The 22,504-nt window shown below is 69.2% G+C and carries 20 protein-coding genes and 1 tRNA gene; 17 read left to right on the top strand and 4 right to left on the bottom strand.

What is annotated here, in order from left to right:
* Positions 1–52: 52 nt before the first annotated feature.
* Positions 53–721, bottom strand: a complete 669-nt coding sequence (locus tag ASD21_RS14830; protein ID WP_056442669.1) for a helix-turn-helix domain-containing protein — start codon at positions 719–721, stop codon at positions 53–55.
* Positions 722–963: 242 nt separating this feature from the next.
* On the opposite strand from ASD21_RS14830, the gene ASD21_RS14825 reads away from it, so the two are divergent.
* From ASD21_RS14825 to ASD21_RS14815, 3 genes are read left to right on the top strand one after another with little or no spacing between them, the layout of a single operon-like run.
* Positions 964–3,054, top strand: coding sequence for a TonB-dependent receptor (locus ASD21_RS14825; RefSeq protein ID WP_056442667.1), 2,091 nt, complete (start codon positions 964–966; stop codon positions 3,052–3,054).
* Between the two features lie 19 nt (positions 3,055–3,073).
* Positions 3,074–5,056: a serine hydrolase domain-containing protein gene (locus ASD21_RS14820; protein WP_200941440.1), complete on the top strand. Its 1,983-nt coding sequence runs from the start codon at positions 3,074–3,076 to the stop codon at positions 5,054–5,056.
* 7 nt (positions 5,057–5,063) lie between these two features.
* Entirely contained in the window at positions 5,064–6,452 is a 1,389-nt protein-coding gene (locus ASD21_RS14815) for a peptide MFS transporter (protein WP_056442661.1), read from the top strand.
* A gap of 33 nt (positions 6,453–6,485) precedes the next feature.
* On the opposite strand, the gene ASD21_RS14810 is transcribed toward ASD21_RS14815, so the two are convergent.
* Complete coding sequence (locus tag ASD21_RS14810) at positions 6,486–7,517, bottom strand: AraC family transcriptional regulator (RefSeq protein ID WP_082554788.1); 1,032 nt, start codon at positions 7,515–7,517, stop codon at positions 6,486–6,488.
* A 116-nt stretch (positions 7,518–7,633) separates the two neighbouring features.
* On the opposite strand from ASD21_RS14810, the gene ASD21_RS14805 reads away from it, so the two are divergent.
* The 8 genes from ASD21_RS14805 (at position 7,634) to ASD21_RS14770 (ending at position 16,495) form a co-directional block, all read left to right on the top strand.
* Entirely contained in the window at positions 7,634–8,608 is a 975-nt protein-coding gene (locus ASD21_RS14805; protein ID WP_056442655.1) for a quinone oxidoreductase family protein, read from the top strand.
* A 17-nt stretch (positions 8,609–8,625) separates the two neighbouring features.
* A complete protein-coding gene (locus ASD21_RS14800; RefSeq protein ID WP_056442652.1) occupies positions 8,626–9,513 on the top strand; it encodes a TauD/TfdA dioxygenase family protein in 888 nt (295 codons plus the stop codon).
* Between the two features lie 54 nt (positions 9,514–9,567).
* On the top strand, positions 9,568–10,623 hold the full coding sequence (locus ASD21_RS14795) for a 3-keto-5-aminohexanoate cleavage protein (protein WP_056442650.1): 1,056 nt from the start codon (positions 9,568–9,570) through the stop codon (positions 10,621–10,623).
* Between the two features lie 66 nt (positions 10,624–10,689).
* A complete protein-coding gene (locus ASD21_RS14790; protein WP_056442647.1) occupies positions 10,690–11,274 on the top strand; it encodes an RBBP9/YdeN family alpha/beta hydrolase in 585 nt (194 codons plus the stop codon).
* A 2-nt stretch (positions 11,275–11,276) separates the two neighbouring features.
* Complete coding sequence (locus ASD21_RS14785; protein ID WP_082554787.1) at positions 11,277–12,374, top strand: YeiH family protein; 1,098 nt, start codon at positions 11,277–11,279, stop codon at positions 12,372–12,374.
* Positions 12,375–12,391: 17 nt separating this feature from the next.
* Entirely contained in the window at positions 12,392–13,636 is a 1,245-nt protein-coding gene (locus ASD21_RS14780) for an MFS transporter (protein ID WP_056442644.1), read from the top strand.
* 44 nt (positions 13,637–13,680) lie between these two features.
* Complete coding sequence (locus tag ASD21_RS14775) at positions 13,681–16,023, top strand: TonB-dependent receptor (RefSeq protein ID WP_162250240.1); 2,343 nt, start codon at positions 13,681–13,683, stop codon at positions 16,021–16,023.
* A gap of 256 nt (positions 16,024–16,279) precedes the next feature.
* A complete protein-coding gene (locus tag ASD21_RS14770; protein ID WP_235524894.1) occupies positions 16,280–16,495 on the top strand; it encodes a hypothetical protein in 216 nt (71 codons plus the stop codon).
* Between the two features lie 10 nt (positions 16,496–16,505).
* Here the strand turns inward: ASD21_RS14770 and ASD21_RS14765 are convergent.
* Positions 16,506–16,592: transfer RNA gene (locus tag ASD21_RS14765), tRNA-Leu, on the bottom strand.
* A gap of 178 nt (positions 16,593–16,770) precedes the next feature.
* Here ASD21_RS14765 and ASD21_RS14760 point away from each other — a divergent pair.
* The 4 genes from ASD21_RS14760 (at position 16,771) to ASD21_RS14745 (ending at position 20,176) form a co-directional block, all read left to right on the top strand.
* Positions 16,771–18,066 (top strand): Xaa-Pro dipeptidase, encoded by a 1,296-nt coding sequence (locus ASD21_RS14760; RefSeq protein WP_056443173.1) that lies wholly within the window; start codon positions 16,771–16,773, stop codon positions 18,064–18,066.
* Between the two features lie 71 nt (positions 18,067–18,137).
* Positions 18,138–19,139: a methionine ABC transporter ATP-binding protein gene (locus ASD21_RS14755; protein WP_056442635.1), complete on the top strand. Its 1,002-nt coding sequence runs from the start codon at positions 18,138–18,140 to the stop codon at positions 19,137–19,139.
* Entirely contained in the window at positions 19,136–19,801 is a 666-nt protein-coding gene (locus ASD21_RS14750) for a methionine ABC transporter permease (protein ID WP_056442634.1), read from the top strand. The genes ASD21_RS14755 and ASD21_RS14750 overlap by 4 nt, the downstream gene beginning before the upstream one ends.
* Before the next feature lie 9 nt (positions 19,802–19,810).
* On the top strand, positions 19,811–20,176 hold the full coding sequence (locus ASD21_RS14745; RefSeq protein ID WP_056442631.1) for a hypothetical protein: 366 nt from the start codon (positions 19,811–19,813) through the stop codon (positions 20,174–20,176).
* Between the two features lie 12 nt (positions 20,177–20,188).
* Here the strand turns inward: ASD21_RS14745 and ASD21_RS14740 are convergent, their stop codons facing one another.
* Complete coding sequence (locus ASD21_RS14740; protein WP_156390805.1) at positions 20,189–20,437, bottom strand: hypothetical protein; 249 nt, start codon at positions 20,435–20,437, stop codon at positions 20,189–20,191.
* Positions 20,438–20,602: 165 nt separating this feature from the next.
* On the opposite strand from ASD21_RS14740, the gene ASD21_RS14735 reads away from it, so the two are divergent.
* Positions 20,603–21,415 (top strand): MetQ/NlpA family ABC transporter substrate-binding protein, encoded by an 813-nt coding sequence (locus ASD21_RS14735; protein ID WP_056442626.1) that lies wholly within the window; start codon positions 20,603–20,605, stop codon positions 21,413–21,415.
* 200 nt (positions 21,416–21,615) lie between these two features.
* Positions 21,616–22,341: a GntR family transcriptional regulator gene (locus ASD21_RS14730; protein WP_442856979.1), complete on the top strand. Its 726-nt coding sequence runs from the start codon at positions 21,616–21,618 to the stop codon at positions 22,339–22,341.
* Positions 22,342–22,504: the final 163 nt, after the last annotated feature.

Here is a 22,504-nt window from a genome sequence, read left to right as displayed (position 1 = left end):
GTCATGCCGCCACCATTTCATGGCGACGTCAGTGTTTCAATATCTGAAACACCTACTCGTGCGCGGGCTTCGAATTCTCGGCCGGGGGCGGGGGCGAGCGCCAGTTCTCACTGGCCGATTGCGCCAGGCGCTGAATGCCCTCGCCGGCGCAGACCGAAAGCACCCGGCACGGTTCGTCCCCCACGCGGACATAGGCGTGGGCCATGGCGCTGTCGAAATAGACGGAATCGCCCTCGTTCAGCGCCAGCGGCTCGTAGAGGTCCGAGTGCAGCTCCATGCGGCCGGTCAGGACGTGCAGATATTCCTCGCCGGCGTGGCGGACCAGGCCGCCCATTTCCTCGACCGTGTGGGCGGTGACATCGACGATGATCGGCACCATCAGCTTGCCGCGCAGATCGGCCGCCGGATAGTAGTGCAGGTGGCGCTCGGAGTTGGCGTCGGGCCATTGGCCGGCTCGCGCGACGCTGCGGCGCCCGACGGCGGCCGGCCGCGCGGGCGGCGGCGCGCCGGCCACCAGCAGGCTGATGTCGACGCCCAGGCCCTGGGCCAGTCGGCCAAGATAGTCGTAGGTCATCGACATCTTGCCGTTCTCGAGCTTCGACAGGGTCGAGAACGGCATGCCGATGCGGGCCGACAGGGCGCGCAGAGACAGTCCCTGCTCCTTTCTCGCGGCGCGCAGCGCCGCGCCAGGACTTGGATCGGTCTTCCTCGGGTTCGTCATCGGCGCCTCATGGCCCAAAAACTAGCCGAACGGGCGCCGAAAGGGAATGTCGCAACCCTGTCTTCGAAACATGTTGCAAATACAGAAACACGTGCCATGGTCGATCATCTTTGGGGGGGATCGGGTCGATGGCAATGGCATGCAATACGGCTAGGCTCGCGGCGGTCGCCGCGCTTTGGGCGGGACCGCTCGCCGCCCAAACCCTTCCGCCCGCTAGCCCTCCGCGCCAAGCCGGGGCGGCGGTGCTGGACGAGATCGTCGTCACCGCGCAAAAACGCGAGGAGCGCCTGCTCGACGTGCCGCAATCGGTGTCCGTCCTGTCGGCGCAGACCTTGGCCCAGGCTCACGCCGAGCGGTTCTCCGACTACCTCACCCGCATCCCCAGCGCCGCGATCGTCGAAAACCAGGCGGGCCAGGCGCGGCTGCTGCTGCGCGGCATCAACACCGGCGGGGTGGGCGCCACGGTGGCCACCTATGTCGACGAGACGCCCTACGGGTCGGCCACCGCCCTGGCCAACGGCGCGGTCCTGGCGCCCGATCTCGACCCGTCCGACCTCGAGCGCGTCGAGGTGCTGAGGGGGCCGCAAGGCACGCTCTACGGCGCCAATTCGCTGGGCGGTCTGGTCAAGTACGTCACCGCGGCCCCCAACACCACGGCGACCCAGTTCAGCGCCGAGACCAGCGTCGAGGACGTCGCTCACGGCACGACCGGCTGGTCGGCGCGGGCGGCCGGCAACCTTCCCCTGTCGGAAACCGCCGCGGTGCGGGTCAGCGGATCCTACCGCGAGGATCCGGGCTATATCGACGATCCTCGCCTGGGCCACGACGTCAATGACGGCGAGACCTATGGCGGACGCGCCTCCATCCTCTGGCGCCCGATCACCGACCTGACCCTGCGCGCTTCGGCGGTGGCCCAGAACATCCGCAGCAACGGTCCGAACGGCGTCGACGTCGACCCGGTCACCCTGGAGCCGGTCTCGGGCGCGCTCATCCAGAACCGCACGGTGCGTGAGCCCAACGCCATCGACTATCGGATCTACAACCTGACCGGAGAATACGATTTCGGCGCGGTGGCGCTGACCTCGTCGACCAGCACGAGCACCTTGGATCAGGTCCAGGTCCAGGACGCGACCGGCGTCTATGGCGACCTGTTGACCGGCGCCTTCGGCACGCCCCTGGGCGCGCCCCTCGACCAGCGCATGGCCCAGCGCCGCTTCACCCAGGAACTGCGTCTGGCGTCGTCCGGCCCCAAGGTCCTCGAATGGACCGTCGGCGGCTACTACACCCGCGAACGCAACCGGCTGGACCAGGTGCTGAACGCCGTCGACGCCGACACCGGCGCGCCGGCGGCGGGCCTGTCGGGCCTGGCCGTGGTCGGTCTGGCTTCGCACTATGACGAATATGCCGGCTTCGCCAACGGCACGCTGCACCTGTCGCCGCGGTTCGACGTCACCGCGGGCGGCCGCTACAGCCATAACCGGCAGAGCGCGGTTCAGACGACCTCCGGCCTGCTGGTCGGCGGCGATCTGGCCCTTGACGCCAGCTCGTCGGACAATGTCTTCACCTATTCGATCGCGCCGGCCTTCAAGCCCAATCGCGACACCACGATCTATGCCCGCGTCGCCCGCGGCTACCGGCCCGGCGGGCCCAATGTGCTGCCGCCCGCCGCGCCCACGGCGGTGCCGCGTCAGTTCGGGGCCGACACCACCACCAACTACGAGCTGGGCGTCAAGGCCGACCTCCTTGACCGCAGGCTGTCGCTCGAACTGACCGGCTTCCTGATCGACTGGAAGAACATCCAGCTTTTGGCCGACGTCGGCGGCTTCGCCGTCAACACCAACGGCGGCAGCGCCCGCAGCAAGGGCGTCGAGCTGGCGCTGACCGCCCGGCCGGTCGCGGGCCTCACCCTGGGCGCCAACGGCGCCTATGTCGACGCCCAGCTGACCGAGGACGCCCCCGCCCTGATCGGCGGCGCCTCCGGCGACTGGCTGCCCTACGCGCCGCGCGTCGCCACCACGTTCAGCGCCGACTACGAGCGTCCGTTGAGCGACAAGGTGACGGGACGGGCCGGCGTCAGCTGGCGGCATACCGGCAAGCGCCGCTCCGACTTCGATACGAACTACGGCCAGCGCCATCTGGAGGCCTTCGACCAGGTCGACGCCTATGCCGGCGTCACCATCGACCGCTTCCGTCTCGAGGCCTTCGCCCGCAATCTGACCGACAGCGACGGCGTCGTCGCGCTGGGCGGGGCCGGCTCGGCGCCCAACGGCGCGGCTTCGGCGGCGGTGGTCCGACCGCGCTCGATCGGCGTCACCCTCGGCGTTCGGTATTAATCCCATGAGGAAGATCGGCATGCGACTTCTCACCAACCTCGCGGCGCTCGTGGCGGCGATCGCCCTGCCGGCCGCGGCCCAGGCCCCCGACGCCCTCAAGCCCGCCGCGCCGCTCGCGCCGGTCCGGACCGCGACCGCCCCGCTCGCCCCGTCGCCGCCCGGCGCGGCCCAGCTGACCGCGGCCGACGTCAACGCCTGGCTGGACGGGCTGGTGCCCTACGGCCTGGATCGCGGCGACATCGCCGGCGCGGTCGTGGTGGTGGTCAAGGACGGCCAGGTCCTGACCCAGCGCGGCTACGGCGTGGCGGACGTCAAGACGCGCCGCCCGGTCGACCCGACCGACACGCTGTTCCGCCCCGGATCGATCTCCAAGCTGTTCACCTGGACGGCGGTCATGCAGCTGGTCCAGGCGGGCAAGCTCGACCTCGACCGGGACATCAACGACTATCTGGACTTCAAGATTCCGCCCGCCTACGGCAAGCCGATCACGCTGCGCCACCTGATGACCCACACCCCGGGCTTCGAGGAAACCGCCAAGCACCTGCTGATCGACGATCCGGCGAAGAACAAGCCGCTCGAGGCGGTGCTCAAGCGCGCGATCCCCTCGCGGATCTATGCGCCCGGAACGATGGCGGCCTATTCGAACTACGGCGCCAGCCTGGCCGGCTACATCGTCCAGCGGGTGTCGGGCGAGCCGTTCGAGGCCTATGTCGACCACCATATCTTCGCGCCGCTGGGCATGACCGAGTCGAGCTTCGTCCAGCCCCTGCCGCCCGCCCTGGTCGGCAAGATGTCCAAGGGCTACCAGCAGGCCTCCCAGGACCCGAAGCCCTTCGAGATCATCGGCATGTCGCCGGCCGGGGCCCTGTCCTCGACCGGGGCGGACATGGCGCGGTTCATGATCGCCCACCTGTCGGACGGCGGCGCGCTGCTCGATCCGCGGACGGCCCACATGATGTACGCCACCCAGAACACGCCGATCCCCGGCCTGCCGGGCATGGCGCTGGGCTTCTATCACGAGGACCGCAACGGCCGCACGATCATCGGCCACGGCGGCGACACCGACCTGTTCCACTCCGATCTGCACCTGTACCTCGACGACCATGTGGGCCTGTACCTGTCGTTCAACAGCGCCGGAAAGGACGGCGCGGCCCATGTGCTGCGCGAGCGCCTGTTCGCCGAATTCACCGACCGCTACTTCCCCGCCCCCAACCCGCAAACCCCCACCCTGGCGACGGCCAAGGCGCACGGCCAGGCCCTGGCCGGCCACTACGGCAGCAGCCGCACCTCGGTCACCAGCTTCCTGAAGCTGCTCGGACTGATCGGCCAGGCCCAGGTGACGCTGAACGACGACGACACCATCAGCGTCTCGGCGCTGACGGCCACCAGCGGCGCGCCCAAGCGCTGGCGCGAGGTCGCGCCCTGGCAATGGCGCGAGGTCGGCGGCGACGATCGGCTCGCCGCCTTTGTCGAGAACGGCAAGGTGACGCGGTTCTCGATCGCCGGCTTCGCCCCGATCATCGAGTTCGTGCCCGCCCCCGCCAGCTTCGACGCCGGATGGATCCTGCCGGCGGCCTCGGTCGCGCTCGGCGTGATCCTGCTCACCGCCCTGGCCTGGCCGGTCCTGGCCTTCACCCGCTGGCGCTACGGCTATCAGCCGGCCGTGATCGGTCGCCCCGCCCTGGCCCGATGGGCGCCGCGCGTCACCCCGTGGCTGCTGTTGGTGGTCTGCGGCGGTTGGCTGGCGTTGGTGATGTCCATCGAGAAGGACGTCAGCGTGCTGGACGGCCGTCTCGACATCTGGATGCGGCTGCTCCAAGGACTGTCCCTGATCGCCATCGTCGGGTCGTTGCTCATGGTCTGGAACTGCTGGACCTTGGCGCGGTCGCCTCAGCGTCGGTGGACGACGCTGGCCTGGGCCGTGCTGGGCGCCGCGTCGGCCCTGTTCGTGATCTGGCTGCTGATCGCCGGACGAACCCTCACCCTCTCGCTGAACTTCTAGGCACGGCATGGCCATCGATCCGCCCGACATTGCCCCCGGGCTGACCGATCCCGGCCTCGCGCCCCTCGCGGGCGGCGAGGCCGGGAGCCGGCGGACGCTGTTTGGCCACCCGCCCGGCCTGACGGCCCTGTTCATGACCCAGATGTGGGCGGAGTTCTCGTACTTCGGCCTGCAGGCCTTGCTGGTCTACTACATGACCCAGCAACTGCATTTCGATCAGGCCAAGGCGTCGCTGATCTACGGCGCCTATGGCGGCGCGGCTTTCTTCAGCCCCTTCTTCGGCGGGATCATCGCCGACCGTTGGCTGGGGCGGACCAAGAGCGTCGTCCTGGGCGCGGTGCTGATGATGTTCGGCCACTTCGCCATGGCGGCCGAGGCCCTGCTGCTGCCGGCCCTGGTGCTGGTGGCCCTCGGCAACGGCCTGTTCCTGCCACCGCTGGCGGTGCAGGTCGGCGGGCTCTACGGTCCGGACGATCCGCGTCGCGCCGGGGCGTTCAGCGCCTACTACATGGGCATCAACCTGGGCGGCCTGCTGGCGCCGCTGGTGTGCGGTTCGCTGGGCGAGCTGCTGGGCTGGCATTGGGGCTTCGCGGCCGCCGGTGTCGGCATGCTGGTCGGCCTGACGATCTATCTGTCCTGCCGGCGGCTGCTTCCCGTCGATCCCCCAACGACACGGGAGACGACGCGAGAAGCGTCCCGGACGCCGCGCGCGCTCCTGTCGGCCGGCGAGCGCCGCAGTCTCGGCGGTCTGGTCCTGATCATCGGCCTGGTGGTGCTCTTCCGCGTCGCCTACGAGCAGAGCGGCAACGTCATCGCCCTTTGGGTCGCCAACCAGACCGACCGCGGCGTCACCTTGCTGGGCGGTCGGTACGAAGTCCCGGCGACCTGGTTCCAGTCGATCAACCCCCTGCTGATCATCCTGCTGACGCCGGCCCTGATCGGGTTCTGGGCGCGCCGGGCCCAGCGGCGCGGCGCGCCGGACCTGCTGGCCCGGATGAGCTTCGGCTGCGTCATCGCCGCGCTGTCGATGGTCGTCATGGTGGCCGCCGCCGCGGCTCACGCGGCCACCGGGCAGCCGGTCTCGGCCTGGTGGGTGATCGGCTATTTCGTCCTGCTGACCATCGGCGAGCTGCTGGTCATTCCCACCGGCCTGGCTCTGATCGGGGCGCGGTCGCCGGTCCAGGTGGCCTCGATGATGATGGGCGCCTGGTACATCGCCAAGTTCATCGGCAGCGTCCTGGCCGGCGTCATGGGAGCCTATTGGGGCGCCATCCCGGCCACGACCTTTTTCGGCATCGGCGCGGTCGCGGTGATGTCCGCGTCAATTGGCCTGTTCGGGCTAAGCCGGGCCGAACGGCGTGGACGCACAGCACTCCGCGGGTCCGCGAAGCCCTGATGCAGGGCTTGCCAGGCCTTCGCGCGGTTCGTCTCAGAGGTTGAGGAAGTCCGCTTTCCGCCCCGCGCCGGACTGGCGCCAGGCCGTCGCGGACTGGCCGAACTCCTCGGCGAACCAGCGGCTGAACGAGCTCTGGCGGGCGTAGCCGAGCAGGTCGGCGGCGCGGGACAGGGGGAGGGCGGCATTGGCGACGTACCGAACGGCCAGTTCGCGTCGGATGCCGTTGAGCAGGCCCGCGAAGTCCGCGCCCTCGGCGGCGAGCCGGCGCTGCAGCGTGCGTTCGTTGAGCCCGAGATTGGCGGCGACGCGTCCGATGGCGGCCCCGCCGATCGGCAGCATCAGATAGAGGGTCTTCTGGACGTCCTGGCTGAGAGGCCGCTCCTCGGTCGCGGGCAGGGAGCGCAGATAGCGTTCGGCCAACAGGGCGAGATTGGGGTCGGCGGACGGGTTGGGCGCATCCAGGTCGGCGCGACCGCAGGTCAGGCCGTGAAAGTCGCTGTTGAACTCGCAGATGGGGCCGAAGAGGCGGCGGTGGACGGTGAGGTCGGCGGGAGGCGCATGGGCGAAGTTCGCGCTCAGCGCCCGCCACCGCGGGCCCAGCACGGTGCGGAACATCCGGTACAGGACGCCGATCGCCAGTTCGTAGGACTGTCGCATCGTCCCATGCCCGGTCAGCAGCAGCTCCTCGCGGACGACCACGATGTCGTCATGCTCCTCGACCTCGACCACCAGGGCGGGGTTCACGAGCTGGCGGTAGGCGACAACCGACATCAGGGCGTCGCGCATCGTGGCCTGGTGCGTGATCAACAGGCTGACGGCGCCGAAGTCCGACAGCCGCCGCGACTCGGCCATTCTCAGCCCGAACGTCTCGCATCCCGATTCCAGGGCGGAGGCCTCGAGCAGGTCCACCACGCCTTCGGCGACGATGCGCGCGTCCTGGTCGACAAGGACGCGGCGATCGATCCCGAAACGCTTCAGCATCCCGGCGGCGTCGAGGCCGACCTGACCGGCGACCTCGGCGTAGTTCGAGAGCGTGGCGCCCCGCACATGACCCGATCGTTTCATGACGCCTGTCGTGAAATGAAAATCCGTTGTCGTCAAATGAAAAACGGGTGCGGCGGCCGGCGCTAGTCTCACGTTCAAATAAGGCGGTTCCAAGAAGGCCGCCAAGGGAGAGCGAAGTGAATAAGGCGGTGCGCTTTTACGAGACCGGCGGGCCCGAGGTGATGCGCCTCGAGGATGTCGAGGTGGGCGACCCCGGTCCCGGCGAAGTGCGCATTCGCCACGTCGCCGTCGGCCTGAACTTCGCCGACACCTATTTCCGTTCGGGTCTCTATCCGGCGCCGCTCCCCGCGGGCCTGGGCGTCGAAGCGTCTGGCGTCATCGAGGCGGTGGGCGAGGGTGTGGCGAGCGTCGAGGTCGGCGATCGCGTGGCCTATACCGGAAGCCCGCTGGGCGCCTATTCGACCGCGCGGGTGATGCCGGCCGGTTCGCTGGTGAAACTGCCGGACTCGATCGCCTTCGAAACGGCCGCGGGCATGATGATGCGCGGCCTGACCTCATCCTATCTGATGCGCCGGATCTGGCCGTTGAAGGCGGGCGACACCATCCTGCTCCACGCCGCGGCCGGCGGCGTCGGCCTGATCGTCTCGCAATGGGCCAAGCTGCTGGGGCTGACGGTGATCGGCACGGTCTCGAGCGAGGCCAAGGCGGAACTGGCCCGGGCCCACGGTTGCGACCACATCGTGTTCTACGGCCGCGAGGACGTGGGCGAACGCGTTCGCGCCCTGACGGGCGGGGTCGGCGTCGACGTCGTGCTCGACAGCGTGGGCAAGGACACCTTCGCCGGCTCGCTGCGCGCCGTCCGTCGTCGCGGCCTGGTCGTCAACTTCGGAACGGCCTCGGGGTCGGTTCCGCCGTTCGACCTGCTGCAACTGGCGATGCACGGCTCGGCCTATGTCACCCGGCCGGCGCTGGCCGATTACATCGCCGACCCGGCCGAGCGGGCCGAACTGGCCGGCGAACTGTTCGGCCATGTCGCCGAGGGGCGCATCCGCATCGAGATCAACCAGCACTACGCCCTGGCCGACGTCCAGCGCGCCCATCGCGATCTCGAGGGCCGCAGGACCACCGGCTCGTCGATCTTCGTGCTCTGACCCAGGGGATCCGCGCCATGACGACCACCGCCGCCGCTCCCGCCGTCACCGGCTCCATCAAGGTCCGCAAGCTGACCTGCGCGATCGGCGCCGAGCTTTCGAACGTCAGCCTCGCGGACGCGGCCCATGACGACGGGCTCTTCGCCCAGATCAAGGCGCTGCTGCTGGAGCACAAGGTGCTCTTCTTCCGCGACCAGGACATCAGCCGCGCCGATCACGCGGCCTTCGCCCGGCGTTTCGGGGCGCTTGAGGATCATCCGGCCGTCGGCAGCGACCCGGACCATCCCGGCCTCCTGCGGATCTACAAGGATCTGGACAGCCCGCCGGAGCACTACGAGAACTCTTGGCATTGCGACGCGACCTGGCGCGAGGCGCCGCCGATGGGCGCCGTCCTGCGCTGTGTCGAGACGCCCGAGGTCGGCGGCGACACCATCTGGGTCAACATGGCCAAGGTCTATGAAGACCTGCCGCAGGCCATCAAGGACCAGATCGCTTCGCTGCGGGCCAGCCACTCCATCCAGTGCAGCTTCGGCGCGGCGATGCCCGAGGAGAAGCGCCTGGCTTTGAAGCAGAGGTTCCCCGACGCCGAGCACCCCGTCGTCCGCACCCACCCCGAAACGGGCGAGAAGGTGCTGTTCGTCAACAGCTTCACCACCCACTTCGTCAATTTCCATACGCCGCGGAACGTCCGCTACGGCCAGGACTTCACGCCCGGCGCCGCCAACCTGCTGAACTACCTGATCGGTCGCGCGGCGATCCCCGAGTATCAGGTTCGCTGGTCCTGGACGCCCAACAGCGTGGTCATCTGGGACAACCGCGCGACCCAGCACTACGCCGTCCAGGACTACTGGCCGGCCGTCCGCAAGATGGAGCGCGCCAGCATCGTCGGCGACCGCCCCTTCTAATCACGCCCTTCGCACGCTTTACCGACGCCCCCCCCGGCGCCGCAGGAGAGACTGATGAACTTCCTCGACGACTCGCTGTTCCCCGAGAACCAGGAAGACCTGGTCATCACGGCGGCCCCCTATGGACCCGAGTGGCAGGTGTCGGACTTCCCCGAGGATCTGCCGCTCACCATGGACGAGCACGTCCAGACGGCCGTCGATTGCCACAACGCCGGCGCCTCGGTGCTGCACCTTCACGTGCGCGAACTGGACGGCTCGGGCTCCAAGCGCTTGTCGATGTTCAACGAGTTCCTGGGGCGGCTGCGCGAGGCGGTGCCGGACATGGTCCTGCAGGTCGGCGGTTCGATCTCGTTCGCGCCGGAGTCCGAGGGCGAGACGGCCAAGTGGCTGTCGGACGACACCCGCCACATGCTGGCCGAACTGACGCCCCGGCCCGACCAGGTGACGGTCGCGGTCAACACCAGCCAGTTCAACGTCCTCGAGATGATGGAGCCCGACGACCTCAAGACCACCTCTCTCGCGGAACCGGCCCTCTACGAGGCCTATCGCGAGATGATCGTGCCCGCCGGTCCGGGCTGGGTCGAGGAGCACGTCAAGCGGCTGTCGGCCAACGGCATCCAGTCGCACTTCCAGCTGGCCCACGTCGCCCAGCTGGACACCCTCGAGCGCATGATGCGGCGGGGCAAGTTCTTCGGACCGCTGATCCTGACCTGGGTCGGCATCGGCGGCGGCTTCGACGCCGCCAATCCCTATACGCTGATGAACTTCATCCGGGCGGTCCCCGACGGCGCGGTGCTGACGATCGAGTCGTCCATGCGCCACACCCTGCCGCTCAACATGATGGCCATCGCCATGGGCCTGCACGTTCGCTGCGGCAACGAGGACAATCTCTGGAAGCAGGACTGGAAGAGCAAGATGACCTCGGTCGAGCAGGTCGAGCAACTGGTCCGCATCAGCCGCGAATTCGGCCGCGAGATCGCCACCGGCAAGGAAGCCAAGCGCATCTACCGGATCGGCGAATTCTACCAGTCGACCGACGAGACCCTGGCCAAGAACGGCTTCGCCCCGAACCGCCAGCCCGGCCAGAAGGGGTTCCTGCATCACGCCTGATCGCCCGGCCTCATCCCGTTCCCGTCATTCGCCGCGCCCGAGCGGCGCGAAGCGAGGGAGTTCTTAGTGCAGTCGACCGTCCTGTTCGTACCCGGCCTGCGCGATCATGTCGCCGACCACTGGCAGACCCTGCTGGCGGCGGAGATCCCGGGTTCGCGCACCGTGCCGCCTCTGGAGGCGGACCGGCTGAGCCGCGCGGCCCGCGTCGAGAGGCTCGACCAGGCGATCGCCGCCATCGACGGGCCGGTGATCCTGGTCGCCCATAGCGCGGGCTGCCTGATGGTCGCCCACTGGGCGCAAAGCCACGGCCGGCCGATCAAGGGGGCGCTGCTGGCCACGCCGGCGGACGTCGAGACGCCGCTGCCGCCCGGCTATCCCACGCCCGAGCAGCTTCGCGACGGCGGGTGGTTGCCGACGCCGCGCCGGCCGCTGCCCTTCCAGAGCATCCTCGCCGCCAGCGCCAACGACCCCCTCGCCGACTTCGACCGAATGGTTCGGCTGGCGAGCGACTGGGGGAGCCAACTGGTCCCTCTCGGCGACGTGGGGCATCTGAACCCGGTGTCGGGTTTTGGGCCATGGTCCAGGGGCCGCCACTTCATCGACATCCTGGACGCACCGGTCGCGGCGCCGGCGACCTCGGTCGGCGGCTGACCATGGCCAGCGATCTCCAGACCGACGCCCAGGAGGCCCACGGGCTCTTCGAGTCGCTTCACGGAATGGAGGGACTGCCCGCGCAAGCGTCGGCCGCGCGATCGCGCGGCCGCATGGCGGCGCAGCTCAACGCCGTCTATCCGGGCCTGCTGGCGGCCGGGACGATCGGGCTGGCGGCCACCTGGCTGTCGCAGCACTACGGCGCGCCGGTGATGCTGTTCGCGCTGCTGATCGGCATGGCCTTCCACTTCCTGCACGAGGACGGCCGCTGCGTCGCGGGCATCGAGTTCACCTCGAAGGCGGTGCTGCGGGTGGGCGTGGCGCTGCTGGGCGCCAAGATCACCCTGGGCCAGATCCTGGGCCTGGGCCTGATGCCGATCGCCACGGTCATGGCCGGCGTCGTCACCACCATCGGCCTGGGCTTCCTGGCCGCGCGCCTGTTCGGACAGAGCCGGGCGTTCGGCGTGCTGTCGGGCGGGGCCGTGGCGATCTGCGGGGCCTCGGCCGCTCTGGCCATCGCCTCGGTGCTGCCCCGGCGGGAAAACAGCGAGCGCGACACCATCCTGACGGTGGTGACGGTCACGGCGCTCTCGACCGTGGCCATGATCACCTATCCCCTGCTGGTCGCCGCCGTCGGCCTGGACCACACCCGCGCCGGCGTCTTCCTGGGCGGGACGATCCATGACGTGGCCCAGGTGGTGGGCGCGGGCTACACCGTCTCGTCCAAGACCGGCGACGTGGCGACCTATGTCAAGCTGCTGCGGGTGGCCCTGCTGATGCCGGTGGTCCTGGGCCTGATGCTGGCGCTGCGCGGCCGTCGCGCCGAGGGCGAGCCTAGGGCCCGCCTGCAGCCGCCGCTGTTCCTGCTGGGCTTCGCCGCGCTTGTCGTCGTCGGCAGCCTTGGCCTGCTGCCGCCGGTCGCCACCGAGGCCGCCTCGACGGTTTCGCGCTGGTGCCTAGTGGGCGCGGTCGCCGCGCTCGGCATGAAGACGTCGTTCGGCGCCCTGGTGAAGGTAGGCTGGCGCCCCGTCCTCCTGATCGTCACCGAGACCGTCTGGATCGCGGGACTGGTGCTCGTAGCCACGCTGGTGTGGCGATGAAAGGTTCTGTTCCGACCATGACCGTTTCGCCCGCCGACGCCGATGCGAGGATCGGGGGCCGCACCTGGCTGGTGTTCGCGGTCTCGTTCGGCCTGCTGCTCTCTGACTACATGTCGCGCCAGGTGCTGGCGGCGGTGTTCCCGCTGCTGAAGGCCGACTGGGGGCTCTCCGACGCCAAGCTCGGCGCGCTGGGCGGGGTCGTGGCCCTGATGGTCGGCCTGCTCACCGTGCCGCTGTCGCTGCTGGCCGACCGGATCGGCCGGGCGCGCAGCGTGGCGATCATGGCGTTCACCTGGAGCCTGGCGACCCTGGCCTGCGGCCTCTGCGCCAACTACGGACAACTTCTGGCCGCGCGGCTGGTGTTGGGCGTCGGCGAGGCCGCCTACGGCAGCGTCGGCCTGGCGGTCGTGTTCACCTACTTCCCGGCCCGCCTGCGCGGAACCATCACCAGCGCCTTCATGGCCGGCGGCGTGTTCGGCTCGTTCGCCGGCCTGACGCTCGGCGGCCTTGTCACGGCCCACATCGGCTGGCGAGGCGCGTTCCACGTGATGGCGGCGTTCGGCCTCCTGCTGACCTTCGCCTATGTCCTGATCGTCCGGGACGACCGGCGCAGGGGCGGGGAGGGCGTCGTCCGATCGATGGCCGGCCTGGGGCCGCGCGCGATCGCCGCGGGCCTGTTCGGCTCGAAAAGCCTGGTGCTGACCTATGTCGCCAGCGGCCTGCAGCTGTTCGTGATGGGCGCCGCGATCGCCTGGACGCCCAGCCTGCTCAACCGCTCCTACGGCCTGTCGCCCGCCAAGGCGGCGGTGGCCGCCGCCGTCCTGCTGCTGTCGTGCGGCGTGGGCATGGTGGCGTGCGGCATGCTCAACGACAGGCTTTGCGCCAAGCGCCCGGCGCTGAGGTCGCGGCTCGCCGTCGCCTTCTGTCTGATCACCTTCGTGTTCCTGCAGGCGGCGTTCCTGTTGCCCGCGGGACCGCTGCAGATCGCCTGCGCCTTCCTGGGCCTGTTCTGCGCCGCCGGGACCACGGGCCCCGCCGGCGCCGCGGTCGCCGAGGCCGCCCCGCTGGCGCTGCACGGCACGGCCCTGGCCGTGCTGACCCTCGCCAACAACCTGATCGGGCTCGCCCCCGGTCCCGCGCTGACCGGCGCCCTGGCCGACGTGCTGGGGCTCCAGGCCGCGCTCCAGGTCGCCACCTTCGCCGCCCTGTTCTCCGCCGGATTTTTCTGGCTGAGCGGCAGGGGAGGACGTCGAAATCCATAAAAATTCATAAGAGGCCGATGTCGGCCCGTCGGGGAGGAACCACTATGAAACACCGTAATATCTTGTGCTGGGGCGCGTCCTGGATCGCGCTCGCCGCCTGCGCGGCGCCCGCCGCCGCGCTTGCCGATGACCAGACTCAAAACGCCGGGACGGTCGAGGAGGTCGTCGTCACCGCGCAGAAGCGGGCCGAGAACATCCAGGACGTTCCGCTGTCGATCATGGCGGTCTCGGCCAAGGCCATGGAGGCCAAGGGCGTCGAGGACGCGACCGATCTTGAACGGACCGTCCCCAACCTGCGCCTCGACGCGATCGCCCAGGCGTCCGGCATCGCCATCCGCATCCGCGGCTTCGGCGCCCAGTCCAACGCGGCGATCGATCCCAGCGTCGCGCCCTATGTCGACGGCGTCTTCATTCCGCGGCCCGGGGCCGTCCTGTCGACCTTCCTCGACGTCGAGACCGTCGAGGTCCTGCGCGGGCCCCAGGGCACGCTGTTCGGCCGCAACGCCACCGTCGGCGCGCTGTCGGTCAAGACCTTCGCGCCCCAGTTCGGCGGGATGTCCGGACGGATCGGCGCCCAGATCGGCAACTATGGCGAACACCAGGTCGACGGCATGATCAACGTGCCCGCCGGCGAAAATTTCGCGCTCCGTTTCGCTGGCCTGGCCAACGAGACCGACGGCTTCGTCAAGAACAAGCTGGACGGCAAGACCTACGGGGCCAAGGACACGGTCGAGGGCCGCCTGTCGGCGAAGTGGCAGCCGACCGACGCCTTCACCTGGATCGGCCGGGCCGACTACGCCCATACCTCGGGCGACGGCGTGGCCATCAACCAGGTCGACATCTCGACCGCCACCCCCGCTCAGCTGGCCGCCTACACCGCCCGCACCAACGGCAACCCGACCACGCTGAGCGATCCGCCCAGCTTCACGGCCAACCAGCTCTACAAGAACCTGAACCTCGCCGACATCCAGTGGGGCGCCAGCAGCGACATCACCTGGGAATTCGCCGGCGGCTACACCCTGCGCCTGATCGACGCCTATCGCGACTGGCAGAACCAGCAGAGCGACGGCGACGTGGTCTTCACGACCCTCGACCTGCTGAGCCGCGACGCCCGCTTCGACAGCAAGAGCCAGAGCCACGAGCTTCAGCTGATCTCCCCGAAGGGCGCCTTGATGGACGGACGGCTCGATTTCGTCGCCGGCCTCTACTATTTCGATGAGGACTACAAGATCGACGAGGTCTTCCACGTCGGCAGGCAGTTCTGCACCTTCGCCGCGCCGGTGGCTTTGCGGGCGTTGTGCGAAACCTTCCCCAAGACCGCCGCGACGGTGGGCGCCTTCACGCAGGACGCCAAGAGCACGGCGGCCTACGCCCAGGCCACCTTCGCCTTCACCGACACGCTCGACCTGATCCTCGGCGGTCGTGAAACCTGGGACAAGAAGTCGGGGACCTTCGTCCAGACGATCAAGAACCCGCTGCTGGCCTCGACCCTGCGCGCGCCCGAAAGCGCGGCCCTGACGTTCGACGACAGCCAGCCGAACTGGCGCGCCAGCCTGTCCTGGCGGCCCACGCCGGACGTGACCGCCTTCATCACCTACGCGACCGGCTACAAGTCGGGCGGATTGAACTCGGCCGGCGGAACGGTCGCGCTGGGCGCTCGCCGCCTGTTCGACTCCGAGACCTCCACGGACTGGGAAGTCGGCGCCAAGTCGGTGTTGCTCGACCGTCGCCTGCTGCTGAACGTCACCGCCTACCGGACCGACCTGGACGACTTCCAGGAGCGTTCATTCGACGGCACCAGCTTCATCGTCCGCAACGCCGGTTCGATCCGCGCCCAGGGCGTCGAGCTGGAAGGCCAGGCCAAGCCGACCGCCAACTTCTCGGTCGATTTCGGCATGGCCTACCTGGACTCCAAGTTCACGGCCAACCACTTCGCGCCGGGCCTGCCGGCCTGTACCGGCGCGGCCACCTCTTGTCCGCTGACCCAGGATCTCACCGGCAAGCGGCCCACCTACTCCCCGGAGTGGACGGGCAATCTCGGCGCCGAGTACGTCACGCCCCAGTTCGCGGACGGCTTCACCGTCGCGATCCGCGGCGACGCCAGCTACAGCTCGAGCTATTCCTCGACGAACGACCTGAGCCCGCAGGGCATGATCGATGCGGTCACGCTCTACGGCGGCCGGGTGACGTTGACGAGCCCGGATCGCAGCTGGCAGGTCGCGTTCTACGGCGAGAACCTGACCAACGAGAAGGTCTTCCGCACCAAGTTCCCGCAGGTGCTGGACGCCGCCTTCGGCACGCGCGACCCGGCCACGGGCCACACCCTGTACCGCGGCTTCATGGGCACGCCCCGGACCTACGGCGTGCGGATCAGCAAGACCTTCTAGGCTTCGACAGCGGCGGGTCCGACCTCGGGTCGGGCCCGCCAACCGCGATCGGCCCCAAAAGACGGGTGACGAATTCGCGAGGACTCGAGCCTGGCTCGAGAGCGGGATGGCTTGGGCGCGCTTGCTGGGCTAACACCCTGACATGGCACGAACCAAGCAAAGCCCTGAGTTTGAGATCGAGGTCGGTGGAGAGCCTTTCGTCTGGCGGCTTCATCGCCAACCCGGGTGGTCCAGCGACGCCCCGGTGCGGCACGGCATGGCGATCGCCGTGCGTCACATGGAGGGCCAGCGCGAAGCGGTGGTGGAGTTCCCGCCGGGCCCGCAGCCCCGGTACGGCGCGCCGCAACTGAAGCCCTCGCAGATCGCTCCGGACCTCGTGGCGAGAGCCATCGCGTCCGCCATCGCGGCCGGATGGGATCCGCTGTCCCGAGGCAAGACCGTCGCCATCATTGTGGACGCAACCGGCGCCTGAATCCAGGCCCTGGTGCGGGCGGCCGGGGTCGAACCGGCAAGGGATTGCTCCCGACGGATTTTAAGTCCGTTGCGTCTACCAGTTTCGCCACGCCCGCGCTGGTCCTGCCCGTATAGGATGGGGGGAGACCCTCGCCAAGGCCCTGTGCGGACAGGCGCCTGTGTTCGCGGCGCCGGCGCGAAACTGGACCTTTGCGGCTCGACGTCCGGCCCGCGCGTGATAGCTTCCCCGTTCTCGATCGCCTGGGGACTGGGCGACGACTGGGGGTCGTGATCATGCAGCGCAAACTGGCCGCTCTGGCTTTCCTGGCGGCGGCCTGCGCCGGGCCGTTCGCTTCCCATGGGGCTCAGGCGGCCGAGGCCGAGGTCGAGGTCGTGCGCGCCGCGCGGCTGCTCGACGTGGCCACGGGCAAGTATGTCGACAATCCGCAGGTGGTGGTGACCGACGGTCGGATCACCGCGGTGGGCAAGGCGGGCGACGCGATTCCGGCCGGCGCGAAGGTGGTCGAGCTGCCGGGCGCGACCCTGCTGCCGGGCCTGATCGACATGCACGTGCACCTGGACAGCGTCGCCGAGATCGGCGGCTACACCGGCCTGCAATACAGCGACGCCTTCTGGAGCGTGGTCCAGACCCGCAACGCCAAGGTCACCCTGGAAGCCGGCTTCACCACCGTGCGCAATGTCGGCTCGGCCGAGTTCGACGACGTGGGGCTGCGCGAGGCGGTCGACGGGGGCTACGTGCCCGGTCCGCGGATCGTCAGCGCCACCTACGCCATCGGCGCGACGGGCGGCCACTGCGACTCGACGTTCTTCCCCCCGTCGATGGAGCAGAAGAGCCCCTACAACGTCGACAGCCCCGACGAGGGCCGCAAGCGGGTGCGCGAGCTGAAGAAGTACGGCGCCCAGGTGATCAAGATCTGCGCGACCGGCGGGGTGTTCTCGCACGGCGACGAGCCGGGCCAGCAGCAACTGACCCTGGCCGAGATGACCGCCATCGTCGACGAGGCCCACATGGCCGGCCTGAAGGTCGCCGCCCACGCCCATGGCGCGGCGGGCATCAAGGACGCCATCCGCGCCGGCGTCGACACCATCGAACACGCCAGCCTGGTCGACGACGAAGGGATCAAGCTGGCCGTCCAGCGGGGCGCCTACTTCTCGATGGACATCTACAACACCGACTACACCCAGGCCGAGGGCGCCAAGAACGGCGTGCTGGAGGACAACCTGCGCAAGGACCGCGACATCGGCGAGCTGCAGCGCGAGAACTTCCGCAAGGCGCTGAAGGCCGGGGTGAAGATGATCTACGGCACCGACGCCGGGGTCTATCCGCACGGAACCAACGCCAGGCAGTTCGCGGTGATGGTCCGCTACGGCGCCACCCCGCTGCAGGCGATCCAGGCCGCGACGGTCACCGCCGCCCAGGCCCTGGGCCAGGAGAAGGACGTCGGCCAGGTGGCCGTGGGCCGCTATGGCGACCTGATCGCGGTGGCGGGCGACCCCCTGAGCGACGTCACGACGCTGGAAAAGCCGGTGTTCGTGATGAAGGGCGGGGCGGTGGTGAAGCAGCCCTGAGGGGTCTCGCCTCTCGCCAAATGGAGCGCCAGCGCCTAAATGCTCGCGCTCCATAACGCCCGAGCCCGCCCGTGATCACCTTCCAAGACGTCTCCAAGACCTATGCCGGCGCCGGCGACCGCGCCGCGCTGACGGGAGTCAGCCTGTCGGTCGCGCCCGGCGAGGTGTTCGGGGTGATCGGCGCGTCGGGGGCGGGCAAGTCGACGCTGATCCGGCTGATCAACGGCCTGGAGAAGCCTTCGGGCGGCAAGGTCGTGGTCGACGGCGACGACGTGGCGGCCCTGGGCGTCGAGGGGCTTCGGTCCCTGCGCCGCCGGGTCGGGATGATCTTCCAGCACTTCAACCTGCTGTCGTCCAAGACCGTGGCCGGCAACGTCGCCTTCCCGCTGAAGCTGGCGGGGCGCCCCGAGGCCGAGGTCAAGGCGCGCACCGCCGAGCTGCTGGCGCGGGTGGGACTGAGCGATTTCGCGGGCAAGTATCCGGCCCAGCTGTCGGGCGGCCAGAAGCAGCGGGTCGGCATCGCCCGGGCCCTGGCCACCGGCCCAAAGGTGCTGCTGTGCGACGAGGCGACCAGCGCGCTGGATCCCGAGACCACCGAGCAGATCCTGGAGCTGGTCTCCAACCTCAACCGCGAACTGGGCCTGACCATCGTGCTGATCACGCACGAGATGGACGTGGTGCGCCGCGTCTGCGATCGGGTGGCGGTGCTGGAAGGCGGCAAGGTCGTCGAGACTGGCGCGGTCGAGGAGGTGTTCCTGCACCCGGCCAGCGCCACGGCCCGGCGGTTCGTGATGGAGGCCGACGGGGTCCCCGGCGAGGCCGGCGCGGTGGTCGGCGGCCGCGTGGTGCGCCTGACCTTCCGCGGCGAGGCGACCTACAAGCCGATCCTGGGCGCGGTGGCCCGCGAGACCGGCGTTGACTACTCGATCCTGGGCGGCCGCATCCATCGCCTGCGCGAGACGCCGTACGGCCAGCTGACCCTGTCGCTGACCGGTGGCGACGTCGAGGCGGCGATCGCCCGGTTCCAGGCCGACGGCGTCCGGGTCGATCTGATCACGGAGGCCGGCCGATGAACGCCTTCATGGACAACATCGACTGGTCCGAGATCGGCCAGGCGACGCTGGACACCCTGTCGATGCTGGGCGGCTCGATGGCGCTGACCGTGGTGCTGGGCCTGCCGCTGGGCGTGATCCTGTTCCTGACGGGACCGGGACAGATGCTGCGGAACCGGCTCGCCAACGGCGTGCTGTCGCTGGTGATCAACATCCTGCGCTCGGTGCCGTTCGTGATCCTGCTGATCGTGATGATCCCGCTGACCGTGGCCCTGGTTGGAACCTCGCTGGGCGTGGCCGGGGCGATCCCGCCGCTGGTTGTGGGCGCGGCGCCGTTCTTCGCCCGCCTGGTGGAAACAGCCCTCCGTGAAGTGGACAAGGGCGTGATCGAGGCCAGCTTCGCCATGGGCGCCCGGCGCCGACAGGTGGTGCTGGGCGCGCTGCTGCCCGAGGCCATGCCGGGCCTGATCGCCGCGGCGACCGTCACGGCCATCGCCCTGGTGTCCTACACCGCCATGGCCGGCGTGGTCGGCGCGGGCGGTCTGGGGGATCTGGCCATCCGCTTCGGCTATCAGCGCTTCCAGACCGACGTGATGGTGGTGACCGTGGTGCTGCTGCTGGTGCTGGTCCAGGCGCTGCAGATGATCGGCGACGCGGTGGTGCGGAAGGTTTCGCACCGCTAGAACGATCCCATGACCGACGACATCCCCATCCTGTCCGCCCCGCCGCCCGAACACTGGGACGAAAGCTTCGCCCAGGGCCTGGTCGGCAAGCTCATGCTGGTCAACCTGACCTTCCTGGACGCCGACGGCGAGCTGGAGGGGCGCGAGGCGTTCTACGGCGTGGTGATCACCGCGCACGCGGAGGAGGGGATCCTGCTCGACCTGCTGGGCCCACAGGATGGCGACACCACGACCCTGCCGCCCCAGACCTCGAACATCACGGCGGCCAAGCCGGGCCTGTACCCGCTGAGCGGCGGCGAGACGGTCGAGAACCCCGACTTCCTGTCGAGCTGGACGATCGCCGGGCCGGAAGAGCCGGCGAACGATCCCGAATAGGCGGAATTTTTGTTAGGCCTGATCGAACGGAAACGGCAGCCGGCCGGCCTTGAACAGGATCACCGGGTTCTCGTCGTAGTCCCCCAGCTCGACGTCCGCCGAGGCCGCGAACGCCACCACGCCCTCGCGGATGGGAGCCAGACGCTCGGCCTTGCGGCGGGCTTCCTCGGCGTCCTTGCAGCCGACCTGCTGCTCGGCCTTCAGGCCCTTGCCGCGGCCGGCCTTGTAGGCTTGGACGATGTAGACGGTTTCTCGGGCCATCCTCATCCAGGCGACCTGTTTGGCGGCGAGGTCAAGGCTCGGAGAAGATTGATCCCCAAGGACGATGGTTGAAGACTCTGCGCGCCGGTTCAGGAAAACTGATTTCCCGATCCGACGGGAAGCGGGCAATACCCGACCCGATTAATCGCCTTAACGGAGCCGTTCATGGTCGCTCGCCGCGCCCTTCTCGTCAGCCTCGCCGTGCTGAGCCCCCTTTTCTTGGGAATGACGGCCTGCGGCAGGAAGCCCGCCGCCAGCGCCGGCGACACCCTGACCGTCGCCGCCACGGCCATCCCGCACGCCGAGGTCTTGGAGTTCATCAAGCCGAAGCTGGCCGCCGAGGGGCTGAAGATCGAGGTCAAGGTCTTCAACGACTACGTCCAGCCCAACACCCAGGTCGCCGAAAAGCGCATGGACGTCAGCTATTTCGAGACCCTGCCGTACCTGGAGACGTTCAACACCGACAAGGGCACCAACCTCGTGCCGGTGATCGGCGTGCACATCGAGCCGATCGGGGCCTATTCGCATCGCCACAAGACCATCGCCGACCTGCCCCAGGGCGCGACCGTGGCCATCCCCAACGACGCCAGCACCGAGGACCGGGCCCTGCGCCTGCTCGCCCGGGGCAATGTCATCGCGCTGGACACCAGCAAGAAATCGCTGAGCCTCAAGGATATCAGCGGCAATCCCAAGGGCCTGAAGTTCAAGGAACTGGAGGGCGCGACCCTGCCGCGGACCCTGGATCAGGTCGACCTGGCGGTGATCAACACCAATTACGCCCTCGACGCCAAGCTGGACCCGTCCAAGGACGCCCTGCTGATCGAGGACAAGAACAGCCCCTATGTGAACTACCTGGTCGCTCGTCCGGACAACAAGGACGATCCGCGCGTCCAGAAGCTGGCCAAGGCCCTGACCTCGCCCGAGGTGAAGGCGTTCATGGAGAGGAAGTACCACGGCGCGGTGGTGCCGGCGTTCTAGGCTGACAACGATTGGGGACACACACGCATCCAACGGTGCGTGATTGCTGGGCAAGACGCGGGAACGCGTGTGTGTCCCCGTCAGCATCCACGCCCTTAAGTAGAACGCTCGCTGGCGCCGTCTGACATTTCACCTTACATATCAGGCTCGCTTTCCATCGGAGCCCCGCCTTGCGACAGTTCATGGCCCCTGACGACGCCCTGGCCAGCGGCCAAACCGCTGGGGGCCGCGACCGGATGCTGGTTCTGGACATCTGTTCGTCCTCGGGGCTCGAGGACTGGTCGCCCGACCTGCAGAAGGCCAAGGTCTACGAGCGCATCCTGCTGGACCTGATCCTGGGCCGCCTGGCGCCGGGCGCGCGCCTGGACGAGCAGTCGCTGGCGGCCCGCTACGACGCCGGCCTGGCCGGGGTGCGCGACGCCCTGGGGCGGCTGGCCCTGGAGGGGCTGGTCATCCGCCGGGCCCGGTCGGGCACCACCGTCGCCCCGCTCGACCTGGTCGAACTGCGTCAGGGCTACGAGGCCCGCGCCCTGATCGAGCCGCACTGCGCGGGCCTGGCCGCCCGGCACGCCAGCAAGGCCGAGGCCGAGGCCATCCGCGCGGCCTTCGACGGCGGCGAACAGGCGGCCCGCGAACGCAACCTGCCCGCCCTGGTGGCCATGGATCAGCGCTTCCACGCCGCCGTCGCCCGAGCGGGCGGCAACCTGGCCCTGGCCCGCATCCTCATCCCCCTGCAGCACAAGGCCGCCCGCTACTGGGTGTTCTCGTTCGGCGCGGCCACCGAGGCCGAACTGATCGCCGACGTCGAGCAGCACCGCGCGGTGGCCGACGTGATCGCCACGGGCGACGTCGAGGGCGCCAGGCTGGCCATGATGCGCGTGCTCAACATCATGCCGGAAGCGACCCGGCCGATGGTTCAGGGCTGAGTGCGCGGCTGACGCCCCCTCCGTCACGATGCGTATTCGCATCGCGCCACCTCCCCCGCGATGCGGGTGAGGAGGATGCGGCGCTGTTCTTCTCCTCACCCGTGCAACGGGGGAGGTGGCGCGTCGCTAGCAGCGACGTGACGGAGGGGGCGTCCCGCCGCAC

It is taken from the genome of Caulobacter sp. Root1455, from assembly GCF_001426905.1.
Taxonomy (GTDB): Bacteria; Pseudomonadota; Alphaproteobacteria; order Caulobacterales; family Caulobacteraceae; genus Caulobacter.
The sequence above is the reverse complement of the archived record's forward strand: the minus strand, read 5'-3'. Positions and strand labels throughout refer to the sequence as shown.

Excerpts from the sequence above, each read along its gene's own strand:
- ASD21_RS14800 (WP_056442652.1), top strand. The coding sequence starts at position 8,626 with ATGACGACCACCGCCGCCGCTCCCGCCGTCACCGGCTCCATCAAGGTC.
- ASD21_RS14750 (WP_056442634.1), top strand. The coding sequence starts at position 19,136 with ATGAACGCCTTCATGGACAACATCGACTGGTCCGAGATCGGCCAGGCG.
- ASD21_RS14815 (WP_056442661.1), top strand. The coding sequence starts at position 5,064 with ATGGCCATCGATCCGCCCGACATTGCCCCCGGGCTGACCGATCCCGGC.
- ASD21_RS14745 (WP_056442631.1), top strand. The coding sequence starts at position 19,811 with ATGACCGACGACATCCCCATCCTGTCCGCCCCGCCGCCCGAACACTGG.
- ASD21_RS14830 (WP_056442669.1), bottom strand. The coding sequence starts at position 721 with ATGACGAACCCGAGGAAGACCGATCCAAGTCCTGGCGCGGCGCTGCGC.
- ASD21_RS14740 (WP_156390805.1), bottom strand. The coding sequence starts at position 20,437 with ATGGCCCGAGAAACCGTCTACATCGTCCAAGCCTACAAGGCCGGCCGC.
- ASD21_RS14810 (WP_082554788.1), bottom strand. The coding sequence starts at position 7,517 with ATGAAACGATCGGGTCATGTGCGGGGCGCCACGCTCTCGAACTACGCC.
- ASD21_RS14820 (WP_200941440.1), top strand. The coding sequence starts at position 3,074 with ATGCGACTTCTCACCAACCTCGCGGCGCTCGTGGCGGCGATCGCCCTG.
- ASD21_RS14795 (WP_056442650.1), top strand. The coding sequence starts at position 9,568 with ATGAACTTCCTCGACGACTCGCTGTTCCCCGAGAACCAGGAAGACCTG.
- ASD21_RS14780 (WP_056442644.1), top strand. The coding sequence starts at position 12,392 with ATGACCGTTTCGCCCGCCGACGCCGATGCGAGGATCGGGGGCCGCACC.
- ASD21_RS14735 (WP_056442626.1), top strand. The coding sequence starts at position 20,603 with ATGGTCGCTCGCCGCGCCCTTCTCGTCAGCCTCGCCGTGCTGAGCCCC.
- ASD21_RS14785 (WP_082554787.1), top strand. The coding sequence starts at position 11,277 with ATGGCCAGCGATCTCCAGACCGACGCCCAGGAGGCCCACGGGCTCTTC.
- ASD21_RS14760 (WP_056443173.1), top strand. The coding sequence starts at position 16,771 with ATGCAGCGCAAACTGGCCGCTCTGGCTTTCCTGGCGGCGGCCTGCGCC.
- ASD21_RS14770 (WP_235524894.1), top strand. The coding sequence starts at position 16,280 with ATGGCGATCGCCGTGCGTCACATGGAGGGCCAGCGCGAAGCGGTGGTG.
- ASD21_RS14775 (WP_162250240.1), top strand. The coding sequence starts at position 13,681 with ATGAAACACCGTAATATCTTGTGCTGGGGCGCGTCCTGGATCGCGCTC.